This window comes from Mesorhizobium sp. ArgA1 (assembly GCF_053714375.1).
In genome coordinates, this window is the sequence record NZ_JBSKBQ010000012.1 from 1 (window position 1) to 24,277 (window position 24,277).

23 protein-coding genes and 1 pseudogene are annotated in these 24,277 nt (G+C 60.0%); 14 read left to right on the forward strand and 10 right to left on the reverse strand.

The window, feature by feature from the left end; all coding sequences use genetic code 11:
• Together ACWGTI_RS22640 and ACWGTI_RS22645 are read left to right on the forward strand one after the other, a co-directional pair.
• Window positions 1–77 (forward strand): annotated as a pseudogene (locus tag ACWGTI_RS22640) (CsbD family protein); the annotation flags it as partial.
• An 817-nt stretch (window positions 78–894) separates the two neighbouring features.
• Window positions 895–1,122, forward strand: coding sequence for a helix-turn-helix domain-containing protein (locus tag ACWGTI_RS22645; protein ID WP_454589165.1), 228 nt, complete (start codon window positions 895–897; stop codon window positions 1,120–1,122).
• 248 nt (window positions 1,123–1,370) lie between these two features.
• Here the strand turns inward: ACWGTI_RS22645 and ACWGTI_RS22650 are convergent, their stop codons facing one another.
• From ACWGTI_RS22650 to nthA, 3 genes are read right to left on the reverse strand one after another with little or no spacing between them, the layout of a single operon-like run.
• Complete coding sequence (locus ACWGTI_RS22650; RefSeq protein ID WP_454589166.1) at window positions 1,371–1,745, reverse strand: hypothetical protein; 375 nt, start codon at window positions 1,743–1,745, stop codon at window positions 1,371–1,373.
• Window positions 1,732–2,388 carry a nitrile hydratase subunit beta gene (nthB, locus tag ACWGTI_RS22655; RefSeq protein ID WP_454589167.1) on the reverse strand — a complete coding sequence of 219 codons (657 nt, stop codon included), beginning with the start codon at window positions 2,386–2,388 and terminating at the stop codon, window positions 1,732–1,734. Before nthB ends, ACWGTI_RS22650 begins: the two co-directional genes overlap by 14 nt.
• Window positions 2,388–3,035: a nitrile hydratase subunit alpha gene (gene nthA, locus ACWGTI_RS22660; RefSeq protein ID WP_454589168.1), complete on the reverse strand. Its 648-nt coding sequence runs from the start codon at window positions 3,033–3,035 to the stop codon at window positions 2,388–2,390. Before nthA ends, nthB begins: the two co-directional genes overlap by 1 nt.
• A 471-nt stretch (window positions 3,036–3,506) precedes the next feature.
• On the opposite strand from nthA, the gene ACWGTI_RS22665 reads away from it, so the two are divergent.
• Genes ACWGTI_RS22665 through ACWGTI_RS22675 form a run of 3 tightly spaced genes read left to right on the forward strand, consistent with a single transcriptional unit; the run spans window position 3,507 to window position 5,295 of the window.
• On the forward strand, window positions 3,507–4,025 hold the full coding sequence (locus tag ACWGTI_RS22665; RefSeq protein ID WP_454589169.1) for a hypothetical protein: 519 nt from the start codon (window positions 3,507–3,509) through the stop codon (window positions 4,023–4,025).
• A 29-nt stretch (window positions 4,026–4,054) separates the two neighbouring features.
• Window positions 4,055–4,420: a phage holin family protein gene (locus ACWGTI_RS22670; RefSeq protein WP_454589170.1), complete on the forward strand. Its 366-nt coding sequence runs from the start codon at window positions 4,055–4,057 to the stop codon at window positions 4,418–4,420.
• Window positions 4,417–5,295: a hypothetical protein gene (locus tag ACWGTI_RS22675; RefSeq protein WP_454589171.1), complete on the forward strand. Its 879-nt coding sequence runs from the start codon at window positions 4,417–4,419 to the stop codon at window positions 5,293–5,295. The genes ACWGTI_RS22670 and ACWGTI_RS22675 overlap by 4 nt, the downstream gene beginning before the upstream one ends.
• Window positions 5,296–5,329: 34 nt before the next feature.
• Here the strand turns inward: ACWGTI_RS22675 and ACWGTI_RS22680 are convergent, their stop codons facing one another.
• Window positions 5,330–6,253: a hypothetical protein gene (locus ACWGTI_RS22680; protein WP_454589172.1), complete on the reverse strand. Its 924-nt coding sequence runs from the start codon at window positions 6,251–6,253 to the stop codon at window positions 5,330–5,332.
• Between the two features lie 288 nt (window positions 6,254–6,541).
• Between ACWGTI_RS22680 and ACWGTI_RS22685 the strand changes: the two genes are divergently transcribed.
• Genes ACWGTI_RS22685 through ACWGTI_RS22695 form a run of 3 tightly spaced genes read left to right on the forward strand, consistent with a single transcriptional unit; the run spans window position 6,542 to window position 10,523 of the window.
• Window positions 6,542–7,708 (forward strand): glycosyltransferase family 1 protein, encoded by a 1,167-nt coding sequence (locus ACWGTI_RS22685; protein ID WP_454589173.1) that lies wholly within the window; start codon window positions 6,542–6,544, stop codon window positions 7,706–7,708.
• Between the two features lie 2 nt (window positions 7,709–7,710).
• Window positions 7,711–8,841, forward strand: coding sequence for a UDP-galactopyranose mutase (gene glf, locus ACWGTI_RS22690; RefSeq protein ID WP_454589174.1), 1,131 nt, complete (start codon window positions 7,711–7,713; stop codon window positions 8,839–8,841).
• Complete coding sequence (locus ACWGTI_RS22695) at window positions 8,838–10,523, forward strand: family 1 glycosylhydrolase (protein WP_454589175.1); 1,686 nt, start codon at window positions 8,838–8,840, stop codon at window positions 10,521–10,523. Before glf ends, ACWGTI_RS22695 begins: the two co-directional genes overlap by 4 nt.
• 158 nt (window positions 10,524–10,681) lie before the next feature.
• On the opposite strand, the gene ACWGTI_RS22700 is transcribed toward ACWGTI_RS22695, so the two are convergent.
• Together ACWGTI_RS22700 and ACWGTI_RS22705 are read right to left on the reverse strand one after the other, a co-directional pair.
• A complete protein-coding gene (locus ACWGTI_RS22700) occupies window positions 10,682–10,975 on the reverse strand; it encodes a DUF982 domain-containing protein (RefSeq protein WP_454589176.1) in 294 nt (97 codons plus the stop codon).
• Between the two features lie 18 nt (window positions 10,976–10,993).
• On the reverse strand, window positions 10,994–11,299 hold the full coding sequence (locus ACWGTI_RS22705) for a DUF982 domain-containing protein (RefSeq protein WP_454589177.1): 306 nt from the start codon (window positions 11,297–11,299) through the stop codon (window positions 10,994–10,996).
• 222 nt (window positions 11,300–11,521) lie between these two features.
• On the opposite strand from ACWGTI_RS22705, the gene ACWGTI_RS22710 reads away from it, so the two are divergent.
• Entirely contained in the window at window positions 11,522–11,836 is a 315-nt protein-coding gene (locus ACWGTI_RS22710; RefSeq protein WP_454589178.1) for a hypothetical protein, read from the forward strand.
• 93 nt (window positions 11,837–11,929) lie between these two features.
• Here ACWGTI_RS22710 and ACWGTI_RS22715 read toward each other — a convergent pair whose 3' ends face one another.
• Window positions 11,930–12,193, reverse strand: a complete 264-nt coding sequence (locus tag ACWGTI_RS22715; protein WP_454589179.1) for a hypothetical protein — start codon at window positions 12,191–12,193, stop codon at window positions 11,930–11,932.
• Window positions 12,194–12,429: 236 nt separating this feature from the next.
• Here ACWGTI_RS22715 and ACWGTI_RS22720 point away from each other — a divergent pair, with 236 nt between their 5' ends.
• The 4 genes from ACWGTI_RS22720 (at window position 12,430) to ACWGTI_RS22735 (ending at window position 16,020) form a co-directional block, all read left to right on the forward strand.
• Window positions 12,430–13,125 carry a methyltransferase domain-containing protein gene (locus tag ACWGTI_RS22720; protein ID WP_454589180.1) on the forward strand — a complete coding sequence of 232 codons (696 nt, stop codon included), beginning with the start codon at window positions 12,430–12,432 and terminating at the stop codon, window positions 13,123–13,125.
• A gap of 481 nt (window positions 13,126–13,606) precedes the next feature.
• The gene (locus ACWGTI_RS22725) at window positions 13,607–14,440 is read left to right on the forward strand and encodes an amidohydrolase family protein (protein WP_454589181.1); all 834 of its coding nucleotides are present in this window, start codon (window positions 13,607–13,609) and stop codon (window positions 14,438–14,440) included.
• Window positions 14,437–15,627, forward strand: a complete 1,191-nt coding sequence (locus ACWGTI_RS22730; RefSeq protein ID WP_454589182.1) for a glycosyltransferase family 4 protein — start codon at window positions 14,437–14,439, stop codon at window positions 15,625–15,627. The genes ACWGTI_RS22725 and ACWGTI_RS22730 overlap by 4 nt, the downstream gene beginning before the upstream one ends.
• Before the next feature lie 66 nt (window positions 15,628–15,693).
• Window positions 15,694–16,020: a low affinity iron permease family protein gene (locus ACWGTI_RS22735; protein ID WP_454589183.1), complete on the forward strand. Its 327-nt coding sequence runs from the start codon at window positions 15,694–15,696 to the stop codon at window positions 16,018–16,020.
• Window positions 16,021–16,583: 563 nt separating this feature from the next.
• On the opposite strand, the gene ACWGTI_RS22740 is transcribed toward ACWGTI_RS22735, so the two are convergent.
• The 3 genes from ACWGTI_RS22740 to ACWGTI_RS22750 all read right to left on the reverse strand — a co-directional run bounded on the left by ACWGTI_RS22740 (window position 16,584) and on the right by ACWGTI_RS22750 (window position 20,619).
• A complete protein-coding gene (locus ACWGTI_RS22740) occupies window positions 16,584–17,612 on the reverse strand; it encodes an ATP-dependent DNA ligase (RefSeq protein WP_454589184.1) in 1,029 nt (342 codons plus the stop codon).
• On the reverse strand, window positions 17,609–20,257 hold the full coding sequence (ligD, locus tag ACWGTI_RS22745; protein ID WP_454589185.1) for a DNA ligase D: 2,649 nt from the start codon (window positions 20,255–20,257) through the stop codon (window positions 17,609–17,611). The genes ACWGTI_RS22740 and ligD overlap by 4 nt, the downstream gene beginning before the upstream one ends.
• 158 nt (window positions 20,258–20,415) lie before the next feature.
• Window positions 20,416–20,619 (reverse strand): hypothetical protein, encoded by a 204-nt coding sequence (locus tag ACWGTI_RS22750; RefSeq protein ID WP_454589186.1) that lies wholly within the window; start codon window positions 20,617–20,619, stop codon window positions 20,416–20,418.
• 372 nt (window positions 20,620–20,991) lie between these two features.
• Between ACWGTI_RS22750 and ACWGTI_RS22755 the strand changes: the two genes are divergently transcribed.
• Window positions 20,992–24,135 (forward strand): GAF domain-containing protein, encoded by a 3,144-nt coding sequence (locus ACWGTI_RS22755; protein WP_454589187.1) that lies wholly within the window; start codon window positions 20,992–20,994, stop codon window positions 24,133–24,135.
• Window positions 24,136–24,277: the final 142 nt, after the last annotated feature.

Below are 24,277 nucleotides of genomic sequence, written 5' to 3' on the forward strand. Positions count from 1 at the left end.
TCCAGGAGCGGTACGGAATCGAGAAGGATCGGGTCCGGAGAGACGTTGACGACTGGTACTCGATGCAAGGTTGGTAGCTTGTTCTCGCAGGCGCGCTTCGGCGCCCCTGATTTTTTCCGCCTAAAAAGGCGGTCGCCGCACTGCGGAACGCCGGCAGTCAATCTTAGACAAACGTCCTGCAGACGCTCCTCAGGGGGCGATCGACAATCGGAGCAATGACAGACGCCAGACAACCTGCACGAGAGCGGCACACCCATGGCGCGGCATAGGGGCTACGTTGCGGATCGCACCGTCCAGTCCCCATGAATGGCTGGTGAAAGACAATCCGTGCCGAGCGGCGAGCCGGCCTAATGGAACTGTCTAGCCATGTGCTGCATTGATATTCGACTTCAACAGAGGGTTTGCCATGTCTATCATCGACAGTATCACTGGAATTTTCAGCTCGAAGAAACCCAAGAAGGCTCCTGCCAGGAGGGCGCCTGCTGCAAAAAAGCCGCGTCGGGGAAGGCCACGGTGGCGAAGAGCACCGGATCAGCACCTGCGATGGCAGCTCATTCCAAAGACGCGGCCAGCAAGGGCAAGTCTGGCCAGCCCAAGGCTGCCAGCGCAAGGAAAACCTCTCACTGATTGAGAGCTACTTCGGCGCGTCTCAGCATGCCGCTGACATCGCCGCCATCGCACTACCGACCGAGTTATCACGGCGTCTTGGGCTCGTCTGGTTGCAATGAGCGCGAATGGCATCCGCGATCGGCCTGCCTAGTTTGCCCAAATGCGATGGGCACCCACTCGTTGACTGTGGCGCAGCGAAAAATAGCGGCAGCGTCATGAGGCGCCCCCGCGCAACAATGACCAAGCAGCCGGAACATTTTAGGGACTTCGAATGTTCGACTGTTTATGGACAGGGTACTTTCAGCAGAACAGTTAAGAGCCGCACGGTCACTCTTGAATTGGTCGCGAGTGCGGCTCGCTGCCAAGGCCAATCTTAGCGAAATGACGATCAGCGAATTTGAAAACGGGATCAGGAAACCGAGAACCCACATTATTGCTGCCGTCCGCCGGGCCTTTGGAAAGAGCGGGAATTGTCTTCACCGTAGAAGGGAGCCCATCGCTAGCCACCTCTGAAGGTCAGAATGGTGGCTGCTTCACCGACAACAGAAGGTGGCGCCGGCGGCAGACAAATCGCGAGACGACATAAATCGCAAGAATAATGCGACCTCGGTCTTGCTTCAGCCCGACTCCAGGCTGTCCGTCGCACCGCTGGTGTTGTCGTGGATGACTTTGCAGCGGCCGGACGCCCCATTTGGAGACCGCCCCGAAAGAGACCGCGAGACCCCGCGGTATCGAGACGCTTCTGCCGCGTTTTATAGTTTCTAATCTAACGTGTGGATAATCGGTGTGCGGTCAAGCTTTACCGGCTGTCCGTGAGGAGTGTTCAAATGTGCTCGCCGCCACTCGTCCCGACAGTGTGCCAGTTCCATGCGTGACACGTTCCCCCCAGCATCCAGAAGTCGTTCGAGCGCAGACAGCACGGCATTGTGATAAGTGTCTGTGTCGTCTTCACCTCCAGCGAGAATTACCAAACGGAGTTCTTCGCCCAAGGCTTCCGTGAATGCTGATTGCGAGATCGTCCCCGAACCAATCAACAGGTCGGCGATTGCCATTGCCTGGGCGTGCCATGGTTCAGCGAAGATTGGCTCGTCGTCTCGTCTCCGCAACGGCGCGTATCCTGGATCAGGCGTGCCCAAGGTAGCTCTCCCAAAGATCAACAAAAACTCGATCTCGCCGGTCCTTGGCTTCCGGCCACAGTTCCGATGCAGCGAAGCTGACCGTATAAAGGTGCTCCGCCTTTTGTTCGCCCCTTGCAGACGCATCCGGGAAGACATGCGCACCATGATGAGCGAAGATAATTCCCATTCTGCCGCGCACATAACCAGGCAGACGAATATGTCCCGAGTGCCCTGAGCTCATTCCGCGCACGGCCTCGCCTAGGGCAAAAGATGGTGGAGCATCGATTTCAACCGCGTAGCTGCGTGGGTTCTTCACATAGGCTCTCGCCTCTTCGGCAGTCTCCGGCAGATATCCTGGCTGCGGCGTGAACGTCGATTTCCCCGATTTGAGTTCCGCCAAAGTGATATAGCCCCCGTCGACCATCTCCGCTGCAAGTGTGAGCAGCCAATGATCGAAATAGGTTCGCGCCAGATAGTCCGCTGGACCGATCAACTCACGGCAATGCCGGAACCAGTCAATCGACCAGTCGCTATCGCCTGCGGCGGCCTGTGCCAGTCCGAAGGCGCGCATTTCCCACTCTTCATGGAATGGTCGACCATCCCCCAAGCCTTGAATCGGGCCAAAACCCTCTCGTCCACCGAGATCATGAACCCCGTCCATCAGCGACCCTTCGGCGACGGCGAGAGATGCCTTTCAGTTCCGATCATCGAGTTGCGCGTCACCAACCGCGCAAGAGCGTGCTCGTCCAGGCTCTCGGTATTATCTGGCTGCTGCGGCAGCACGAGGTATCGTCTTTCTGACGTCGAGTCCCAGACGCGCACCTCTATGGTGTCTGCGAGCTCGACGCCGAATTCCTTCAGGACTCCCCGAGGATCGCGTACTGCGCGCGCTCGGTATTCGTTGGACTTGTACCATGCAGGCGACATGCCCAAAATGGAAAACGGATAGCAGGAGCAAAGCGTGCAAACGACGAGGTTATGAACGTTTGCCGTATTTTCGACAGCTTCTAGATGACCCGTTGCATGGCCTGCAAAACCCAGCTCATCGATTGCCGATGTAGCGTCTGAGAGAAGGCGCGCTTTGAAAACGGGATCTTTCCATGCGCGCGCCACAACTTTTGCGCCGCGCTTAGGTCCGATCTCCTCCTGATACATCTCGATCCATGCGTCTATCGCTTCCGGATCGACCAAGCCCTTCTCGACCAACAGGCTCTCAAGTGCCTTCGCTCTCAGAGCGGGCTCGGTCGGCAAATCGTGGTGCAGGTCGTGATGAATCTTCGATATGGTTTGGGAATTGAAACTCGTCATCGACGTCCCCGATTTGAGGCTCAGATCGGAGCGTAATTTACCATGGACACAACTCGGTTGCAAAACACGACCGGGTGGTCGGTCAAGCAGCACGCTCTCCGCGCGACCCACCCGATAGAGCTGACCAGCGACACTGCTGCCGCGGGCGGCTGTAACACGGGAGGGTGCAGGTGGAGCACAAAGTGCGCGTTGCGGACCACCGGCGCCTAAGTGCCGATACTTTTTCCTGGGTTCCGCGTGTCCGGATGAGAGGCGCACATTCTCTCGCGTGGATGCAAGGTCGAGTCCCTCGCACGGAGCGAAGGATAATCGGTCCAGCGCCGGAACGTTTGATGACATGGCAAGTTGCCCTGTCTGGAGGAACACGCACATGAACGGTGTCATTTACCTTATTGGATTGGTGGTCGTCGTGCTCGCGGTCCTCTCGTTTCTAGGCCTCCACTGATGGTTGGCCCGACATGGGAGACTGGCATGACAGCTGAACAGAATTCTCACCCTGATTTCTCGCAGACCCAGCGGGAGGTTGGCGCCCTCGCCGACGATTTGGGGCGTAAAGCCTCGGATATCCTTGGCTCTGCAAAGGACGACATTTCGCAGAAAGCAAAAGACGTGGCCACCGAAGGCAAGGACGCCCTGTTGGACCAGGCTCAGGCTGCGCAGAATACACTGACAGGGGCTGTTGCGGCATTCGGCGGTGCCGTTCGTGCAGCCAGCGAGCACCTTGCCAACAGCGACCAGAAAGCGGCGGCAAAATTCGCCCTCGAGGCGGTTGGCGGTCTTGAGCGGATGTCCGCCTCGCTGAAGGACAAGCCCTTCGAAGAAGTGCTGGCCGAAGTCCGCGCGTTCGGCGGCAGCAATCCGGCGGCGCTTTTCGGCGGCGCGATGGTTGCCGGTTTGGCACTGGGGCGATTCATCAAGAGCTCATCCCCCGACGCCCCTCAAAATCGCCCCCAGGGTTCCGATTTGATGGCCGGGAGGGACACGCCATGACCCCCGGCAGCCAGGAGGATCGCAGCCTAATGACGCTGATCGGCGACCTGTCGCAGCAGGTCGTCACTTTGGTCCAGACCGAAGGCAGGTTGCTCAGGACCGAGCTCTCGGAAAAGGCAGAAAAGGCAGGAGCGGGCGCGATCGAGGTTCTGGGCGGCGCCATCTGTCTGCTTGCAGCCCTGTTGGTTCTTCTGCAGGCCCTGGTCATCGCACTTTCGAAGACCCCTCTCGGACCAGGCTGGTCGTCACTGGTGGTCGGCATCATTGTCGCCGTCCTCGGCGTTGTCCTCTTGAAGACAGGCTCCGCCAATATGAAACCGTCCGAGTTAACGCCGGATCGTACCGCCGCGCAGCTGAAGAGCGACGCAAGGGTAATCAAGGACCAAGTCAAATGATCGAGAAAACATCCGCCGAACTTCAACGCGAGGCCGAAATCGCGCGGGCCAACGTTACCGACACGGCCGAGTCGATTCGCAACAAGATGACGCCCGGCCAGCTCATCGACGAGTTTTCCGGGCTCTTTACGAGTGGCGATAGCAGCTCGATGCTCGGCGCCCTCAAGTCCCAGGTTGGCGCCAATCCCCTTCCCGTAGCCCTCGTAGGCGTCGGCTTGATGTGGCTGATGGCAGGGCAAGGAACGCAGAAGCCGTCCGCTCCAAGTGGGTCCTCTCGTTCGAACACGTACCCTGGCTTTACGAGCGATGTCGGAACTGCGGATCGTCAATCCGACGCCGAAGGGCTGACAGATGCCATGTCCGATGCCTTGTCAGGCGCCGCTGACAAGGCAAAATCGATGGTCGGAGGTGCGATCGACGGCGTAAGTTCGTCCATGGCCGGAGCTGCTTCAAGTGTTTCGGACAGCGCTAGCCAATACGGTGCGAGCACCGTTGATCAGGCAAGCAAGGCAACTGCTGCTGCTGTGGACATGCTGCGCCAGGAACCGCTCGTGCTGGCAGCCTTGGGATTGGCGTTCGGCACTGCGGTCGGTGCATTGCTGCCGCGGACGGATTTCGAGGATCAACAGCTCGGGGAAACGAGCGACGCTGTCCGCGAGAAGGCCAACGATCTGCTTCATCAAGGCGTCGAAGAGGCCAAGGATGTTGCCGCCCAAGCCTACCAGACAGTGAAAGACGAGGCAGACAAAAAGGGCTTCAGCGCCGATGCTTCGATCATCGACACGGTTTCTGACGTCGTCAAGACGACCGCCTCTAAAACTGAAAGGGCCGTTCGCAACAAGATCAAGGATGCGGGCGGCGGGCCGGCGGATTGACGGTGGGGGCAGTTGCAGCGTTGGTTGATCGCGATCAGGCGACGTTGCTCCAGGCCTGCCTTGCCAGATCGCATTTCGCGACACCATACCGCCAGCGATGACCTGTTGCGGCCCTGCGGCTCTGGTAGAAAAGCACCAGCCGGTTACCCTCGATGACGACCGTCGAGTGCCCGTTTTCACCCGGCTCCCCTGGATCAAGAACCGGCCCGACGGTGATGTAGGGGCCTTCGACCCGGTCGGCTAAAGCGAAAAAGACCCGCTGGCGGCTGCCCCGTGGCCCTTCGGGAAGAAAACATGTTGCGTTGAGAAGGATGCGGCCGCCCGGCAATTCAACCAACTGCGCGCCTTCGATGCCCCATTCATAGTCGGGCTGCTCACGGGAATTGTGGTGAGGCAAGTCGACATGGTCGAGTATCTTGCCTGCCCGCTTCCAAGGTCCAAACCACGAATCCGATTGGCTGCGCGCGAGATAGATGTCGGGCTGCGGTACGGTCTTGAACCGCGGCATGCCTGAATAGACGATGTAGCGCTTGCCACCGATGAGGGCCGGATGTGGATCGTAGATGCCGTCCTCATCCGTATCGGGAAGCGAATGGATGGCGGGCCCGAGCGCGGTCCATTCAAATCCGTTGTCCGAAACGACGTGCTCGCAGCGCCCGCCCGATTTCATGAATTCGGTCTGGATGAACATGTGAAAGACGCCGCTGTCGAAGATCACGCCGGGAGCAGCCACACCTGAACCGAGGACCGAAAGCCCTATCGATTCGTGCTCGGTCCACGGCCCGTCCGTCCCTGGTGCGGTGGCGTGGAGGAGACTCCAGGTTTCATTTGTCACCGTCCCGCTTGATCCGAACATGTGCCAACGGTGTCCATCGAAAACGGGGCACGGATCCTTCACGTCGTCGACGTTCGTCGGCTGAAACAATGGAAAGACGTTTGTCTCGAACGTGATGGACATCAGTCCCTCGTCAACCGGTCGAACCGACTGCCGCTGCGCAGATTCGGTTCTTGAGTTTCTACCGTTGGACGACAGGGCGCAATGGGCCCGGCTACGCCCCTGCCCCGTGCGATGTCCGAGCCGGCGGCAAGTGGGTTGCGTTCACAAACGGAATTCAGGTCAAGAGCGGAACGAGTATCCCTCAGCCAAGTTAGCCCTCAGCTGACATCACATCTCGACGCCTCTATTAACATTTGTTGTACAGCCACGTCTCAATGAACTTCTTCAGATAATCAAAGGATGATCAAAATGGAAAACCCGGCCGTGGCGAAAGACCATGTTACTTCTACCTCTCCTCTGCTCTTGTGCTTCTCTCATCTGCGTTGGAATTTCGTCTACCAGCGCCCTCAACACATTCTCACCCTGGCATCAAAATCTCAGAACGTCGTTTACTTCGAGGAGCCGCTCGTCGAGACCGTCGTCCAGCCGACGATGCGAGCCAACCAGATTTCGCCATCCATCACGGTCGTGACGCCGATTCTGCCGGTCGGAGCCGGCCCGGCCGATGCCGCGAGGATGCAGCGAAAGTTCGTCGACGAGCTCGTCGCCGCGACGCCTCAGCAGCTGCTCACGCTGTGGTACTACACACCGATGGCGCTGCCGTTCAGCGAGCACGTGCTTTGCGACGTGTGTGTCTACGATTGCATGGACGAACTCTCCGCATTCAAGAACGCGCCTCCGGAACTGATGCAGATGGAGCGCAGACTTCTTGAGCGCGCCGATGTCGTCTTCACCGGCGGCCAGAGCCTTTACGAGGCCAAGCGCAGCCTTCACCGCTCGATGTTTCCGTTTCCGAGCAGCATCGACTTCACGCACTTTCACCGGGCAAGGGCGACCGGAGAGGATCCCGTCGACCAAGTCCAGATTCCTAACCCAAGAGTAGGTTATTTCGGGGTGATAGACGAAAGGCTCGACGTCGACCTGGTGGCCCAGGTCGCGCGTAACATGCCGGACGTCCATTTCGTCATGCTCGGGCCGGTCGTCAAGATCGATCGCGATAGCCTTCCCACGGCCGACAACATCCACTGGCTAGGCGGCAAGGATTATGCGGATTTGCCGAACTATCTAAGGCATTGGGATGCAGGGTGGATGCCCTTCGCGCTGAACGCCGCCACCCGCTATATCAGTCCGACAAAGACGCCCGAGTTTCTTGCCGCCGGCGTGCCCCTGGTTTCGACCGCGATCGTTGACGTGGTGCGGACCTACGGCGCGCAAGGTCTGGTCGAGATCATCGATGCAAACGACGCCGAACTGAAAATCCGATCCATGCTGGCGCGACCGCGTGACACTTTGCGTTCTCGTGTCGACGCTTACCTCATCGACATGTCGTGGGAGAAGACCTGGGTGGCGATGGCCGCACATCTCCAGCACGCTCGTTCGAGGAAGAACGTCGTCGCTTTCAGGCGGAGTGCTTAATCATGTTCGACTGGATGATCGTCGGGGCCGGATTTGCCGGGAGTGTGCTGGCGGAGCGCATTGCTTCCCAGCGAAATGAGACAGTCCTGCTGATCGACAGGCGCAGCCACATCGGCGGCAACGCTTACGATTGCTACAATGAGGATGGTATCCTGGTTCATCGATATGGGCCTCACATCTTCCACACCAACGCCCAGTCGATCGTCGACTATCTCTCCCTGTTCACCGCCTGGCGGCCATACGAGCATCGCGTCCTGTCTCAGGTCGACGGAAAGCTGCTGCCAATCCCGATCAACCTCGATACGATCAACCAGCTTTACGATCTCGACTTGACGTCGCAGACGCTGGAAGCGTTTTTTGCCTCTCGGCGCGAGGCGGTCGAGGAAATCCGCACCGCTGAGGATGTCGTGGTCAGCACCGTCGGCCGCGAACTCTATGAAAAGTTTTTTCGCGGCTATACCCGAAAACAGTGGGGCGTCGACCCGTCCCAGCTCAGCAAATCGGTTACGGCGCGCGTGCCGACGCGAACCAATCGAGACGATCGGTATTTCGGCGACAGCTTCCAGCAGATGCCGGCCGGTGGATACACGCGCATGTTCCAGCGCATGGTGGACCATCCCAACATCAAGATCATGCTTCAGACGGACTATCGCGATGTCAGGGACAGCATCCCGTTTCGTCGGATGATCTATACAGGGCCGATTGATGAGTATTTCGACTGGAGGCTGGGCGCGCTGCCCTACCGGTCGCTGCGGTTCCACCACGTCACCCTCGACCAGGAGCAATTTCAGCCTGTCGCTGTTGTGAACTATCCCCAGACCGAAGCCTATACGCGCATCACCGAATACAAGCATCTCACCGGCCAGCAGAGCCCGAAGACCAGCCTCACCTACGAGTATCCGACTGATATCGGCGACCCCTATTACCCGGTGCCGCGGGCCGAGAACGAAGTGCTCTACAAGCGCTACGAAGCGCTTGCGTCCGACGTACGCGACGTCTGGTTTGTCGGCCGGCTGGCGACGTACCGATATTACAATATGGATCAGGTCGTTGGTCAGGCGCTTGCGACCTTCGGGCGGATCCAGAAGCAGCTGGCAACCGCAGTGTCGACGCTGGCCGAGGCCGCCGAATGACCTCTTCGCTGGAAATGTGGGGAGGTGTTGAGTGCAGCCATGTTCGCGTCGGCTCCGCTGTGCGCGATCAGTTATCGGAAACCGGACACCAGCATCGGATCGAGGACCTTGACCGGATAGCGGAACTCGGCATCCGCACAGTACGCTATCCGGTCTTGTGGGAAACGGTTGAAGACCGGGCCGGCATTTACGACTGGAGCTGGACGGACGAGCGACTGCTTCGCCTCCGGGAATTGGGGATAGAGCCGATAGCCGGCCTTTTGCACCATGGCGGCGGACCGCCCTGGATGGACATTCTTGATCCCGATTTTCCGGGCCGCTTCGCGCGCTACGCCGCGGCGGTCGCCGAGCGGTATCCATGGCTGAGGCTTTACACACCGATCAATGAGCCGCTAACCACGGCACGGCTGAGCGGGCTCTACGGCCTGTGGCATCCGTATGGATCGAGCGAGGCGGTCTGCTTCCAATTGACCGTCGCCCAATGCGTGGCGACAGCAAGGGCGATGAGAGCTATTCGCAGCCATACGCCTTCGGCATTGCTGATACAGACAGAAGATGTCGGGCGGGTTTTTTCCACCGAGCGTCTTGCATACCAGGCCGAGCATGAAAATGAACGGCGCTGGCTCGCTCTGGATTTGCTGGCCGGGCGCGTTAATCACCGGCATCCGTTCCATCACCGTCTACTCCAAGCAGGCGTCCGGGCCTCGCACCTGTCGTCTCTTGCGGCCGAGCCCTGCTTGCCCGACACAATCGGGGTTGACTATTACCTGACGAGCGATCGGATGCTCGACGACGATGTCGAAGGGCATCAACAGGATCAGGTGGGCGGCAACGGTATCGACGCCTATGTCGACAGTGCGGCGGTCCGCTCCGTTCACCGTCACGATGCGCAACTTGGCAACAGGATCGACGAAGTCTGGCAACGCTACCGCCTACCCATTGCGGTCACTGAGCTGCACAATGGATCGACCCGAGACGAGCAGGTCCGCTGGCTTGCCGAGGGATGGGAGGCCGCACGACTTGCGAGGGCTCGCGACGTAGATGTTCGAGCGGTGACCGCCTGGTCCCTGTTCGGGGCTGTGGACTGGAACTCCCTGCTGACCGCGCAGAGCGGGTTCTACGAAAGCGGAGCGTTTGACGTTCGGTGCGGCATTGCCCGCCCCACTGCCGTTGCTCACGCAATCGCGCAACTGGCCAGGCGAGGAACCGTCGACCATCCCGTCCTTGATCGTTGCGGCTGGTGGAGAGACGAGCATGCCTGCGCAGACTGTGAAGTACGGCCACTCCTCCTTGTGGGTTTCGGCCGCACGATCTCGACCATCGAGGCGTGCTGCGCTTTCCGCAGGCTGAGGGTAGTCGCCGCGACCGCCGCCCGGGTCAAACCATTCATGGCGGATCATCGCGCCTGGGCGGCGCTCCGCGTTGAACGTCAAGGTCGCAGAGATGCAGGCGCGACCACCAGGATCGTGTGCCACTATCCCGACAACACCGAACTCGACGTGCAGTTCAACGCCAGTTCGCCAACCATCGATATGTGCAATGCACTTTTGGATCTGGTCATCGATGGGGAGCGCGGGGCGTTCGAGATGGTGCACTCTGGACCAGGCAACCAGTATCGTTTCAGCAGTATTTGCCCTGCGGCCAAGCAGCGATCGGGCCAGGCGGAGAGCTTTGTGGCGTGATCCGCTCCAAGCGTCAACTAGCCCTGGAGCGGCCAGCGCATCGTTAGGCTGCGACCTTGCCGGAGAGCCCGCTGAATACTCTACGACGTTACGATGCGTGACGAAGCCGCGATCGAAACATTCAACGTGCACCCCGGCTTGGCGGCCGGCGGCCGCCTCTATGGCTTTAGATGTGGGTCGGGGGCGGATCTGCTGTCGAACGCGGGGTAAGTCGTTTCCTCCATGAGAATGTCTTTCTTCCGCGCAAAAGCCACGAAAATGCCCCGCGCGGTCTCGGGATCCACATCACCGACCAAAGCGGCTTTGCATGCGCGGACGGCCGCTTTCTGCTCCGGACTGTTGCCACACCATTCCACTGCAAACTGGTAGGCATCAGCGACGGTATTCAGTTGGCGCGGGAAGCCTAATCCGACCCAAACGCGGACCGGTCTTTTGAAGGGTCTGGAAAGCATCGCTAACTCCCGTTTGCGCTAAACGACCAACCCGCCGTCACGGCTTTGCGCACCGGTGGCCGCCCACGGCAATGCGCTGGTCACGTCGTCATAGATTCTCGCCGATCTGGCAAAGCCGCAAAATGCCTGGCGCGCGGCGGGTAGCGGGTAGCCGCTGTCAAATGCTCTCTGGCATGCGCGCAATGCAGTGTCGTAAATTACCCCACGCCGATTTTTTGGCCATTCGTAGAGAAACTCCAGGGCATCCTCGATGCCGACTATTTCTTGTACGAGGCCACTTTCGCTACGCACCAAGACAGGGCTGTCGAATAACCGATCGTTCATAGGATCCTCCAAGTCGAACGAACAATTGAGTTTAATCGGGAGGAACAGTCCAGTGGTTCACACCCGGCAGCGATATGGGATCTGGCAATTTGACGGTCAAGGGACCGTTGACTTCATTTTGACTGGTCCTGAACTGGATTTCGGTCGAAGGATATGCTGACGAACTCCCTTATCTCCGAATGGTGTGCTCGACCCCAAATCGCTGCTTGGTGCGCGAGCGCCATGTCTTTCCTGTTCAACAACAAAAGATGCATTTCCGGATTATTTTTTTGCGGAACAGGCGCCTCGCTTGCGCATTTTCGCTCATCAAAATCGATCGGGAGATCGCGGATGAGACGCAGCGTTGACAGAGAGAAAATAGCTCGCGCCGACCGGGAGGCCCGCATCGTCATAGATGCCGAACGGCAGGCCCGGGATGCCAAGACGCTCCGGCTGAAGGCGCAAAGGTTGAAGATGCAGGCTGGCCTGTCAAAGCCGGCGGAGTCATCCGAGCCTGCTTCGAAAAAGCTGGTCCGGCATATCAGCGAAGTCGAGTGATATGCCTGCGGCGTCAAGTCGTTGGCTGTTCATCGTTGAGAAGCGTGGCAAGAGCGGCGATGATTTGGGGCATGAAGAATGGCTTGGTGAGCATTACGCTTTGCGGGAACCTTCTGCACCCCAATGCAACGCAGAGTCGCCGCTTATATATACACCGGGATGGGTAGGATTCACCTTTCGGATATGGCGTGCGACCTCCCATCCTGAAGGCCCTTCCCCCAGGCGCATGTCAGACAGCAATGCCCTGAATTTTTCAGGACTATCCTCGAAGGTCGCGATGGCTTCGGATCCATTCTTACTGCCTACGACGTCGAAGCTCGCCTCCTCCAAGGCCGACTCGAGGTCGAGCAGGATCATTGCCTCGTCTTCAACGACCAGAGCAGCGCCACCGTCCATATGATGAACCACCCTCAAGGGAGTATAAAGCGCCAACCGGCATTTTGCTTCCCTGTGCGATCGGGACAGTGCGTGGCGAGAGACGCCTGCGACCGGAACCTGGCAGACGGCACAGAGTTCAGTTGAGTATGCCAATCTGCTCGCCGGCCATGCGCTCCGGATCTTACTCCCCTCGCTGCCGAAACGGAGGCCCGCCAATGAAACTACGCCAACATGTTCCCCCCCCAGGAACGGTGGACCTTGGGGACCTGGACTCAGTCGAGCCCCTTGGCCGCGCGTTTGGCGGCGATCGTGGCACTCCGCTGGATCGCTACTACATTGAAAATTTTCTGGGCCGGCACGCCGGACACATCAAGGGCCGCGTCGCTGAAATTGGCGACGATGTCTATACAAGGCGTTTCGGCGGCGACCGCGTGGTGCGGTCCGACATCATCGATTCTCCGCAAAGCGCAAATCCATGTGCCACGATCATGCTCGATCTCCAGCGTGAGGAAGACATCGAGGCAGCATGTTTCGACTGCCTGATCGTCACCCAGACGCTCCACATGACCTATGACGTCCACGGTGTAGTGTCGACGCTCCATCGTGCGTTGTCGCCCGGTGGGGTCGTCCTGGCGACTGTCCCCGGCATTACCCCGATTGATGCCCATGACGGTCCTGAAAAATGGTTCTGGGCCATGACGCAGAGCGCTGCCCGGCGCCTGTTCGAGGAACGGTTCGGTCACGCCTGTGTCGTGACCGAACAATTTGGCAATGTTCTTGCCGCTACTGCTTTCCTGCAAGGCATGGCCTTTGAGGAAATCGACCGTTCCGACCTCGACGTCGTCGACCCGCTATATCCCGTGATCACCGGGATAAGAGCCTGGAAGCCCTTCCCCGCTCCGATTGAGTAAGCGTCCAAGGCGGACCGGCTCGCTCACCTTGCCGGACTTCCCGCGACGCCCGGCATCGCCGTCCGGTCAAATGCTTTCGTGCGCGGGAGGGAACTTCCCTCGAACTACGAGATTGCGACCCAATGGGACCTTCTGTGCGCACGATCCAATTTCAGATAGAGGAGGTGATGGGCGCTGAACCTATAGCCACACTTTCCGTGAACGGCAGAAGCGCTTCCAAAGCTCTGAAAAAAGATCGCCGCAGGTCCGCTCGTCGCGCGGCCAGCATTTGCTCTGGTGGCGGGTTTTCGGAGAGGCTGGCGCCGCGGTCTTCGAATACAGCGTCCCATCCTGGACGGCCCGCCTGCACCCGCCCCGACGCCGTGTCCTCTCCCGGCTTGTCGCATGCTTCACGGCGCCTGCCCCTCCTCGATAGAATGTTGGCGAACGATTTCCGGGAACGCGGCACGGTCCTCTCCGTTGTCGAACAGGGAGACCACCCATGATCATAGACGCCCATCTCCACACGTCTGGCCAAGAAACTACGGCCGGCGTGCTGCACACGCTGGATGAGGCCGGCGTCGACGTGGCGTTCCTGCTGGCCCCGTTCCTGACGCCACCCTACTCGCTCGGTGACGCGGGTTCGTTGAGGGCGGGCAATCGATATCTCTCGCAGTTGCTCAAGGGCCATACGGACCGACTCCTGGGCTTTGCTGTCGTCAATCCGCTTCATGGCGATGCGGCCGAAGATCTCGAGCGTGCCGCGGAACTGCCCGGCATACGTGCTTTGAAGATGGTGCCGACCGGTTGGTACCCTTACGATGATTGTGCCCATCGCGTTTATGAGGTCGCCGCCCGGCTCGACCTGCCAATTCTGTTCCACAGCGGCATCTTCATCGACGGCCGCTCCGGTCGGTACTGCCGTCCAAGCTTCTACGAAGCCGTCAGGGATCATCCTGGACTGCGGGTGACAATGGCGCATCTCGGTTGGCCCTGGTGCGATGAAGCGAACGCCGTCGGTCTGATCGATCGCATCAATGGGGTCGACCCGGCTGACAGCCAGTTTCGCTTCGATATTTCGTTTGGGCCGCCACCGATCTATCGCGAGGATGTCTTTCGCAAGGCAATCGACGTCATCGGGCCGCGCTCCATCCAGTTTGGCAGCGACCGCTTCCTTCCCTGCGAGGGGAGCCATATTCGGGCGGCAATCGACGAGGTTGCCGACATCTTCGACCGTCTTGAGGTGAGCGTCTCGGATCGCAGTACGATGATGGGCGATACGGCATCGGAATGGCTCCGCCTCGGCAACCTCGCCGCAGAGAGGCCCGCTTCATGACACGTGCCCCGCACATTGTCGCCAACCCCGGCGAACAGATCCACGTTCTCGAAGTCCTGGGAAATGCCATCGTCGGCGGCATGGAAAACTACGTCCGCAACCTCATCTCCTGCCTGCCAGCCAACGAATATAAAGTGTCGCTGCTATGTCCCTTTGAGAGCGCATTCACCAGCGCGCTGCGCGCCGAAGGCCGCGACGTCTTCATCGCGCCTTTGCGCGACGATCCGCCATGGCGGACAATCGAGTTTATCTGCACGCTGGTGCGACAGCATGGCGTCCATCTGCTCCACGCCCACCTGATGAACGCACACACGGCGACCGCAATCGCCGGCAAGCTGACCGGCACGCCCACCGTGGCGACGCTGCACGGCATGAGCCTGCAGCCGCAAGAAATCAGCGTCGTGCGCAACACCGGCAGCCACACGATTGTCGTGTGCCGGGAAGCATGGTCGCAGGCGATGGCCGTCGGCCTAGCACCCGATGCCGTCAGCCTGGTGCCCAATGGTGTCGATCTGTCGACATATCATCCCCGTTCGGCTGATCGCGCCGACTTTCGTCAGGCCATCAAGATCAGCCCCGATGATTTCCTGATCGGTTTTGTCGGTCGGCTCGCTTGGGAGAAGGGTCCCGACAAATTCCTTAAGGCGGCCGAGTATATCTTGCAGCGCCGGCCCGACATTCACTTCGCCATGATCGGCACTGGCGTGATGGAAACCGAGCTGACACAGGCGGCGAACCGAGCAGGCATCGGCGCGCGGTTCCATATGGCGGGCCTCTGGCCGCGGCCAAATCAAGCCTATCCGTCGCTCGACATGATGCTGCATACGTCGCGCGCCGACGCCATGCCCCTGGCGATCCTGGAGGCCATGGCGTCCGGTGTCCCGGTGGTGGCAATCGGGGTCGGGGGCGTGCCGGAAATCATCGAAACCGGAGAAACCGGAATTCTGATCGGGACAAGCGAATGGCCCGGCATCGTGTCGGAATACGCAGGCGACTGGGAAGGCGTGGGGCAGGCAGCGCTCGCCTTGATCGGTCAGCCGAAGCGGCTGAAAGACATGTCGGCCAAGAGTGTCGTCAGGGCCCAAACCTATTTTGACATTCGCCGCTCGGCCGCGGCGACCAGCCAACTTTTCCGCCAGATGCTGCGGCCAGTGCAGGAACAGGCCCGGCTTCATTCCGTGACCTGATCGTCCCCGGAGCGATCGTTCGCACGAGATAGAACGGCCGCTCATCATCGAACCGGAGGCAGGACCATGGACGCCGGAAGCATTCTCACAAAACTGGGCACACTCTCGGCGCGGCCTTGGGCTTTTTTGATTCTGCTGACCTATGGCGCGCTGTGGGCGATTTTCGAGCGGGACAGTCTCGACTGGCATGGCGCCGCTACATTGGCCACCTGGGCAATGACGCTCTTCATCCAGCGCGCCGAGCACCGGGACACGCAGGCGATCCAGGCGAAACTGGACGAACTCATCCACGCCAACAGCGCGGCCAGGGACGAGGTGACCAGGATCGATCAGAAAGAGCCAGAGGAGATTGAGCAGCAGCGAGATGCCGAGCAGCGCGACGGGGCGTCCTGACCGCGCAGCAGCCGTTTTCATTTTTCGGTTGGCGCGGCAGGATCCAGCGTGGTTGCCACCGCGTCCGTCTTGGCTCGCGGGCGCAGGGTCATCCAGCAGGATAAAGGTCGACAAGATCAGGCAGACCGCGTTGGTGACGATGATCGGCCACTCGGTTGTGATTAGGCCGAAGGCCAGCCTAAGCGCGCCGGCCCTGCAGCCATTGCCATTGAGCTCGCGCAGCCGGATCCGAAGCGTTTGACGCGTCTGAAAAAGCACCGGCATTGCTCCTCTGGCGAAGATCGACTGATCTTCAAGATCGCGACGACAGCCGGGCCAGATCGATTGCGCGCGGTGAGTGCGCTTGTCGATTTCTGCCGAGCGACAACAGGCTAGACGATCCGATCGCTAACCGTTGTCAGTGGCGGGGCAAAAAGCCGTTCGCGGCGGTTTGCCTCGACCAGCTTCGCCCGAGGCAGTGTCGTTACTTCCGCTCTGCCATGACCTTCGCGCTGCCCGATTCGAGGGGGCGTCGCGCAGGCCAGAAATGCGGGTCGGCCTTGAAAGCGTCGCTCAAACTGATTTTATTGCCGCAAAGATTCCCCCAGAATCTGTTCGAACGTGCATTGCCTTGGGTCCTTGTCGGGGCGCCAGCGCAAGAATTTCGTTCCGTGCCGGAAGCGATCCCCGGTAACATGATCGAAACGTACTTCCGCCACGAGCTCGGGACGTACCGGCTCCCACTGTCCGCTCCTTTCCGTGCTCCAGCGGCTCGGTCCGCCCGGCGCCTTGCCGGTGAAGCCTGGCAACGCCCGCAGACCCTCCAGGCGGCGGGTCAGCTCCGTGCGATCCTGGGCGGCGATTGTCGAGGTGAAGCCGACATGGTCGAGCTTGCCATCCTCATTGTAGAGCCCCAGCAGCAATGAGCCGACGTCGCGCGAGTTGGCCAGATACCGAAATCCCCCAACCACACAGTCGGCGGTGCGCAAGCGCTTCACCTTGATCATGGCGCGCTCGCCCGGCCGGTACTGGTCGTCGATGCGTTTGGCGACCACACCATCGGTCGGCCCGTGCCCTGACTGGCCAAGCCATTTGGCCGCGCTCGCAAGGCGCCGCGTGGCGCGGGACAGCACGATATCCTTGTTCCCTGCTTTGGCCACGAACAGCTCCAGTTCGCCGCGACGGGCTGAAAGAGGTTGGGAAATCAACGGTCCGTCCGCGCCTGCCAATATGTCAAAGAGGATCAGCCGCGCCGGCGTTGCCGCCGACAATTTGCGGATCCTGCTTTCGGCGGGATGCAACCGCATCTGCAATGCGTCGAACGAAAGTGCCCCATCCACCTCGATGACGATCTCGCCGTCGACGACGAACGCCCTTGCCTCAAGGTCGCGCAACATTTGGACGACTTCCGGAAAATATCGGCCCAGCGGCTTGCCTGATTTGGCCCTGAGGTCCACCGCGTCTCCAGCCTTGAATGCCAGGCATCGAAACCCGTCCCATTTGGGTTCATACTGCCAGTGGCCGGCGTCATCAGGAAGGGCATCGGCCGACTTTGCCTCCATCGGCTCGGTATCCAATGGCAGCGCATAGGGTCCTTGTTTCAGCGACGTCATGCGGCGATCCTTGCCGCCGCGCCTATCCGCTTGATGGCGCTGGCGATGGAGCGTTCGCCATCGTCATAATCCGCCCAGGCCGCTGTCTTCTTCAGGAGGCCCGGTACCGTGCGGATGGTGTATTTCCGCGGATCGAGGTCTGCCCTCACCTGCCCCCATGTCAGCGGCATGGAAACGGTGGCGCCTTCCCTTGCGCGCGGCGACAGCGGAGCGACCGCGGTCGCCATGCGGTCGTTCCGCAGGTAGTCGAGGAAAATACGCGACGTCCTCAGTTTCTTGGCCATGTTGATGAGGTAGAGCTCGGGACTGTCGGCCGCCATCTGCTGGCACACCGCCCTGGCGAAGACCTTGGCTTCGGCCCAGGTCGTCTTGCTGCGATGACCCGCTAGCGGCGTCACGACATGCAGGCCCTTCCCGCCCGTTGTCTTGCAGAAGCTCATCAGGCCCAGTCTTTCGAGGCGATCGCGCATTTCCTTGGCCGCAGCGACCACTCGTGAAAAGTCGACCTCAGGACCGGGGTCGAGGTCAAAGACCAGCCTGCCGGGGATTTCGGGATGGCCCGGCCGGCAATTCCACGGATGTAGTTCGAGGCCGCCGATCTGGGCGATGGCGGCCAGACCCTCGACACGGTCGATCTGCAGATACGGTTTGTGGTCACCGAAAACCTTGACTAGTTCAAGGAGGTTCGACGTTCCGGGCATTGCATGGCGCTGGAAGAACTGCTCGCCGGCATACCCGTCGGGCGCCCGCACGAGCGAACATGGGCGGCCCTTGATATGGTTGATCATCCAGGGGCCAACGGCCTCGAAGTATTCGCCGAGGTCAAGCTTGGTTACGGGATGCCCACCATCGCCGGCGTCCGGCCACAGCGGCTTGTCGGGTTTCGAGATGATGACCCCCATCACGACCGGGCTCTTTCCGGTGCGGGTCGTCGCCCTGGCCGGCTGAGCGATCTGCGTCTGCCCGGGATCGGCGGGGCGCTCGGCCTCGACGTCGCTGGCAGGCTTGTCTTCGCGCAGGCCCTTAAACGCTGCCTGACGGACATTGCCGCTGCCAGTCCAGCCGGCGAATTCGATTTCGGCTACGAGTTCCGGCTTCGTCCAGAAAATCGTGGAATCCTTTTTAGGCGCGCCATCGCCCGTGAATGGCGATGTTGCCGCCTTCACGGCCTTAAGCCTGGGCAGGAGCTGCTTGACCTTCGCCTCGCTGTAGCCGGTGCCGACGCGGCCAATATAGGCAAAGTGCTCCCCTCGGTTCACGCCAACCAGCAGTGACCGGAACTTGCCGTTGGTGGTCGACCAGCCGCCGATGACCACCTCGTGCCCGGCACGGCATTTTGACTTTGCCCAGCTGTTGGAGCGTCCGGACGTATAAGCCGCATCCTCTTTCTTGGAGATGATGCCTTCGAGCGACAGGCGGCATGCGGATCGCAGCACCGCGTCGCCGCCATTGGTGAAATGCTCGACATAGCGGATCAGATTTACCTCGCCGCGATCGGCTTCGCCCAGGATGCCGCTCAATTGCGCCTTGCGCGCTGTCAGCGGCTGTTTGCGCAGATCGACGCCGTTTGCAAACAGGAGGTCAAAGGCGAAGAAGATCAGATCCTTGGTTCTGCGCTCCGACAAGGCAGCCTGCAGGGCGGCGAAATCGGGCGCTCCGTTCTCGCCAAGTGCAACGATCTCGCCGTCGATGATGAGATTGGGGAGGCTGGCCGCCTCTTTTGCAATGGCGCCGAATTTTCCGGTCCAGTCGAGCCCTTTTCGGGTTCTCAGCGTTACGACGCCATCGTCGACGCGAAGCTGGACCCGATAGCCGTCGAACTTGATCTCATGGACCCAGTTCGACCCCGCCGGCGGGCGAGAGAGCGTTTCGCACAGCTGCGGCTCGATGAATTCGGGCATTTTCGCGCCGGAGGTTCGAGGGATCTTCGCCCGGCCTGCTGTCGGTTTTATGGATCTCGTCGCACGCGCTTTGGCGGCAACGCCTCGACTGCTGTCCCAGACGGCGTCGGCCTCCGCTCCGGTGCCTCGCAGCATAAAGGGCTTGGGCGCGGCCCCCGTGCCCGCCGCGATCCTGTCCATGCTTCGGCCGGAGGCCACAGACCGATCTTGCGCGAGCACGGCGTCGCCATTGCCAACGGTGGCGTATTTGTCACGGTGTTTGATCAGCAGCCAATTGGTCCGCTTGCCGCCATTGCGGTCGTGCTTCATGCGCACCAGGACGAAACTTCCATGCAGGCGTTTGCCGTCAAGCGTGAATTTGAGGTCGCCTTTCTCAAGGGCTTGCTCGGGAGACATCGTGCCCTCCGGCTCCCAATAGCCGCGGTCCCAGAGCTGCACGGTGCCGCCGCCGTACTGGCCTTTCGGGATCGTGCCCTCGAAGTCTCCATAGTCGAGCGGGTGGTCCTCGACTTCGACCGCGAGGCGCTTGTCGTGTGGGTCAAGCGACGGGCCCTTGGTGACGGCCCACGACTTGAAGACGCCACCCAGTTCTAAACGAAGATCATAGTGCAACCGGGTCGCCGCATGTTTCTGAATGACAAATCGCAGCCGGTTCGACTTCAGGATGGAGCCTTCGCCGCTGGGCTCCTTTGTCTTGGTGAAATCCCGTTTGGCCCGATAGGTGGAAAGCTTGGCCTTTTTCATGGAAGAGCCCCGACTGATGACGCCATGCGCAAGTCAAACGTTCTCAGTGAGATTTCGTTCGGCAGGCGTTGAAGATGTCGACCAAGGCCAAAATTGACACACCTCTACCGCCAGCCTCCAAGCCCTCTTCGAAGGCCGTCGCTCTCAGCACTCAATTCTCATTTTTCGTCTTTGTAGGACTTCGCGGCTTCGTCGATTTTGCGCCAGTCGTTGCCATGGCGCCGTACCAGCTCTCTCGCTTGGGTTGGGGAAACATCGTGTGTATCGACCACATGCTTCACCTCGGCGTCCTCGCCCTTCAGCGGCTTGCTGCGGGGCTTTCTTGGCGCTTTGCTTCCTCCAAACTCACCCGATCCGGGCATATGGGATCCTCCTGCAAGTCAACGCTGAGTAACCGGCGAGAGGCTGGAAAGTTTCATCAATGGGACGGCTTGCAGCGCTTTCGTCCCTGCTTGCTCAGGCGAGTTAACCTATACCGGGGCGAGCGTTTTTGGCGCCAATGGCCGAACAGGTGCTATCTAAAACTGACGACATCGCCAGCAGTCGGTCTTTCGTGCGATCTCCGCCATCGATGGGATCCCCACTCTGCGTCGAGCACGGCCGTCGGCGATCGCGGGGTCTTTGGAGCAGGTCCATCTGTCACTTGAGTCTAAGCCCAGAGGCTGGCCGCATTCGGCCATGATGGAACCCTTTTCACTCCAGCGCATTGAGTGCGCTCCACGGTGGGGGAAGCAATGGGGGCTACCGCACATCAACCGGGGCAGTTGCGCCTGGAACTTCTGGCGGCGCTGGGCGATCGTATCCGGGAGATCGAAGATCCTGCGGAGTTGGCTTATGCCGCCGCCGAATTGCTGGGACGCCACCTCGACGTCAGCCGTGCCGGCTATGGGACGATCAACCTCGAAGCGGAAACCATCTCGATCGATCGGGACTGGAATGCCCCTGGCATCAAAAGCCTGGCCGGAACGCTGCAGTTTCGGGACTACGGATCGTATATCGAAGACCTGAAACGCGGCGAGGTCGTCATCTTTGAGGATGCCCAGACTGATCCGCGGACCCGCGATCGCGCTTGGGCTCTCCAAGCGATAAACGCTCGCTCTGTCATCAATATGCCGATTTCCGAGCATGGCGAGGTGGTCGCCCTGCTTTACCTGAACAACGCCGCTCCCAGGCATTGGACCGAGGACGAAATAGCCCTCATTTTTGAGGTGGCCGAGCGCACACGCACCGCGACAGAGCGGCTGCGGGCGGAGCGAGCGCTGCGGGAGAGTTCGCAACGACTGGTGTTTCTGGATAGTCTGGGCAAAGAAATCGCGCTCGCGAAAGATGCCGATGCTGTGATGGCGATCACGACCAGGCGGCTCGGGGAGCACCTTGGGGTTGCCATCTGTGCCTATGCCGACATGGAGGGCGATCAAGACCATTTTACGATCCGGGGCGACTGGACTGCGCCAGGGTCGCGGAGCATCGTCGGGTACTACAGCCTTGCAGATTTCGGCAAGCTCGCGGTCAACAATCTCGGTGCGAACAGACCGCTCATCATCAACAACAACCTGTTGGAGATTGACCCGGCAGAAGCCAAGACGTTCCAGGATATCGGGATAACGGCCACGATCTGCATGCCGTTGGTCAAGCAGGGGCGGCTCGCTGCCTTGATGGCGATTCATGACAAGGAACCGCGTGTCTGGTCCGACCGCGAACTGGCTCTGCTGACGGAGGTAACTGAACGCTCATGGGCCCATATTGAACGGGTCCGTTCCGAAGAGGCTGCCAGGATATCGGAGGAGCGGCTGAGGCTTGCGACAGACGCGGCCGCAATCGGTATCTGGGATTACGATCCCGTGTCTGGCACGCTACGCTGGGACGACCGATGCAAGGCGCTTTTCGGCTTGCCGCCGGAGGCGAGTGTTTCCTACGAAGAGACCTTTCTGGCCGGCCTTCATCCGGAAGACCGCGAGCGCGCTGACAATGCCGTACGCCAGGCGCTTAAGCCGGGAGGCGCGTCGCGTTATGATATCGAATATCGCACGATCGGACTGCAGGACGCAAAGGAGCGATGGATTGCTGCCACCGGCGATGCGCTCTTTGACAATGGACGCGCGGTTCGCTTTGTCGGCACGGTAATCGACATAACGTCACGGAAGCGCGTTCAACGCCAGCTTCAGGTCATAAACGCCACAGCGGCCACCGTCGCGGCCGAACTGGACGTAGGCGTTATCGTCCAGACCGTGACGGATGTGGGGGTCGAACTCACAGGAGCGCAGTTCGGCGCATTCTTCTACAATGTCATGGATGAAAGCAGCGACAGCTACATGCTCTACGCGCTATCTGGCGCACCGAGATCGGCCTTCGAGAATTTTCCGATGCCGCGCAACACGGCGGTCTTCGAGCCGACGTTCCGCGGCACAGGCGTCGTCCGTTCCGACGATATCCTGCAGGATCCACGATATGGAAAAAATACCCCAAGGAAGGGAATGCCTGAGGGCCACCTTCCCGTGCGGTCCTATCTGGCCGTACCGGTCACCTCCCGCTCGGGCGAAGTGTTGGGCGGGCTCTTCTTCGGACATTCCGACACCGGCGTGTTCGGTGCCGAACACGAGGCCGCCATTCTCGGTCTGGCCGGGCATGCGGCCACGGCAATCGACAATTCCCGCCTCTTCAAGGCTCTGCAGACCCTCAATTCGACGCTGGAACAGCGGGTCGTTGAAGCCGTTGCCGAGCGGGCTAAGGCGGAAGAACACCTACGCCAGTCCCAGAAGATGGAAGCGGTCGGTCAGCTTACGGGCGGAATTGCCCATGACTTCAACAATATGCTTGCCGTCATCATCGGCGGCTTGAACCTGGTGCAGCGCAAGCTCAGGAGCGGCGACACAAACGTCAACATGTTCGTCGAAGGAGCCATTGAGGGGGCGCAGCGTGCGGCCGAACTGACCAAGCGCCTCCTCGCCTTTTCTCGTCAGCAACCTCTCGCCCCCAAGATTATGAACCCGAACCGGCTGGTCTCGGAAATGAGTGAATTGCTGGGTCGCACGCTCGGCGAAACCATACAGATCGAGACTGTCCTTGCTGCTGGCCTGTGGCAGGTCGAAGTTGACGCCGGACAATTGGAGAGCACCTTGCTCAACCTTTGCGTCAACGCCCGCGACGCCATGCCGGCTGGGGGCAAATTGACGATCGAGACGTCCAATGCTCATGTTGATGAGCGGTTCGCGAGGGAAAATGGCATCCCTGCCGGATACTATGTCCTCTTGTCGGTCACCGACACGGGTATCGGTATGTCCAAAGAAGTCATCGCAAGAGCTTTTGATCCGTTCTTCACTACCAAGTCCGTCGGCAAGGGCACCGGTCTTGGGTTAAGCCAAGTCTACGGCTTCGTTCGTCAGTCCGGCGGCAGCGTCAGGATTTATTCCGAACAAGGTGTGGGGACCACGCTGAAAATCTATTTGCCCCGCTCGCATAAAAGCGAGCCCGAACTTCAAGCCGCAATACCAGCTAGTGAAAACACAGGCAGCGCCGCCGAAATCATCATGGTCGTTGAAGATGAGGACCGCGTCAGGTCGATGGCAGTCGAGGCGCTTCGAAACCTTGGGTATTCCGTTCTTGAAATGCGCGGCCCGCAGGAAGCTTTGGCGGCGCTGGAAGGCGGCACGGTGCCATCCCTTCTTTTTACCGACGTGGTGATGCCGGAAATGTCTGGACGCGAACTGGCAGATAAGGTGAAGGTGGTCCAACCATCGCTTAAAGTACTCTACACCACGGGGTACACGCGCAGTGCGATCGTCCACAATGGAACCCTTGATTTTGGAACGGAACTTCTGACCAAGCCCTACACCATCGACGAACTGGCCGAAAAAATCCGCAAGGTTTTAGATAAATAGAAAATCGGAAAACCTGCGCGGCAGCTTTATGGGCCCCGGTAGTCGATTATGCTCAAGGCGAGGGCGTGACGAGGCCATCATCCGTGAAGTGGAAGGTGTTCACCAGGCGCTCGAGATCATTGCTCAGGGCCGACGCTAACCG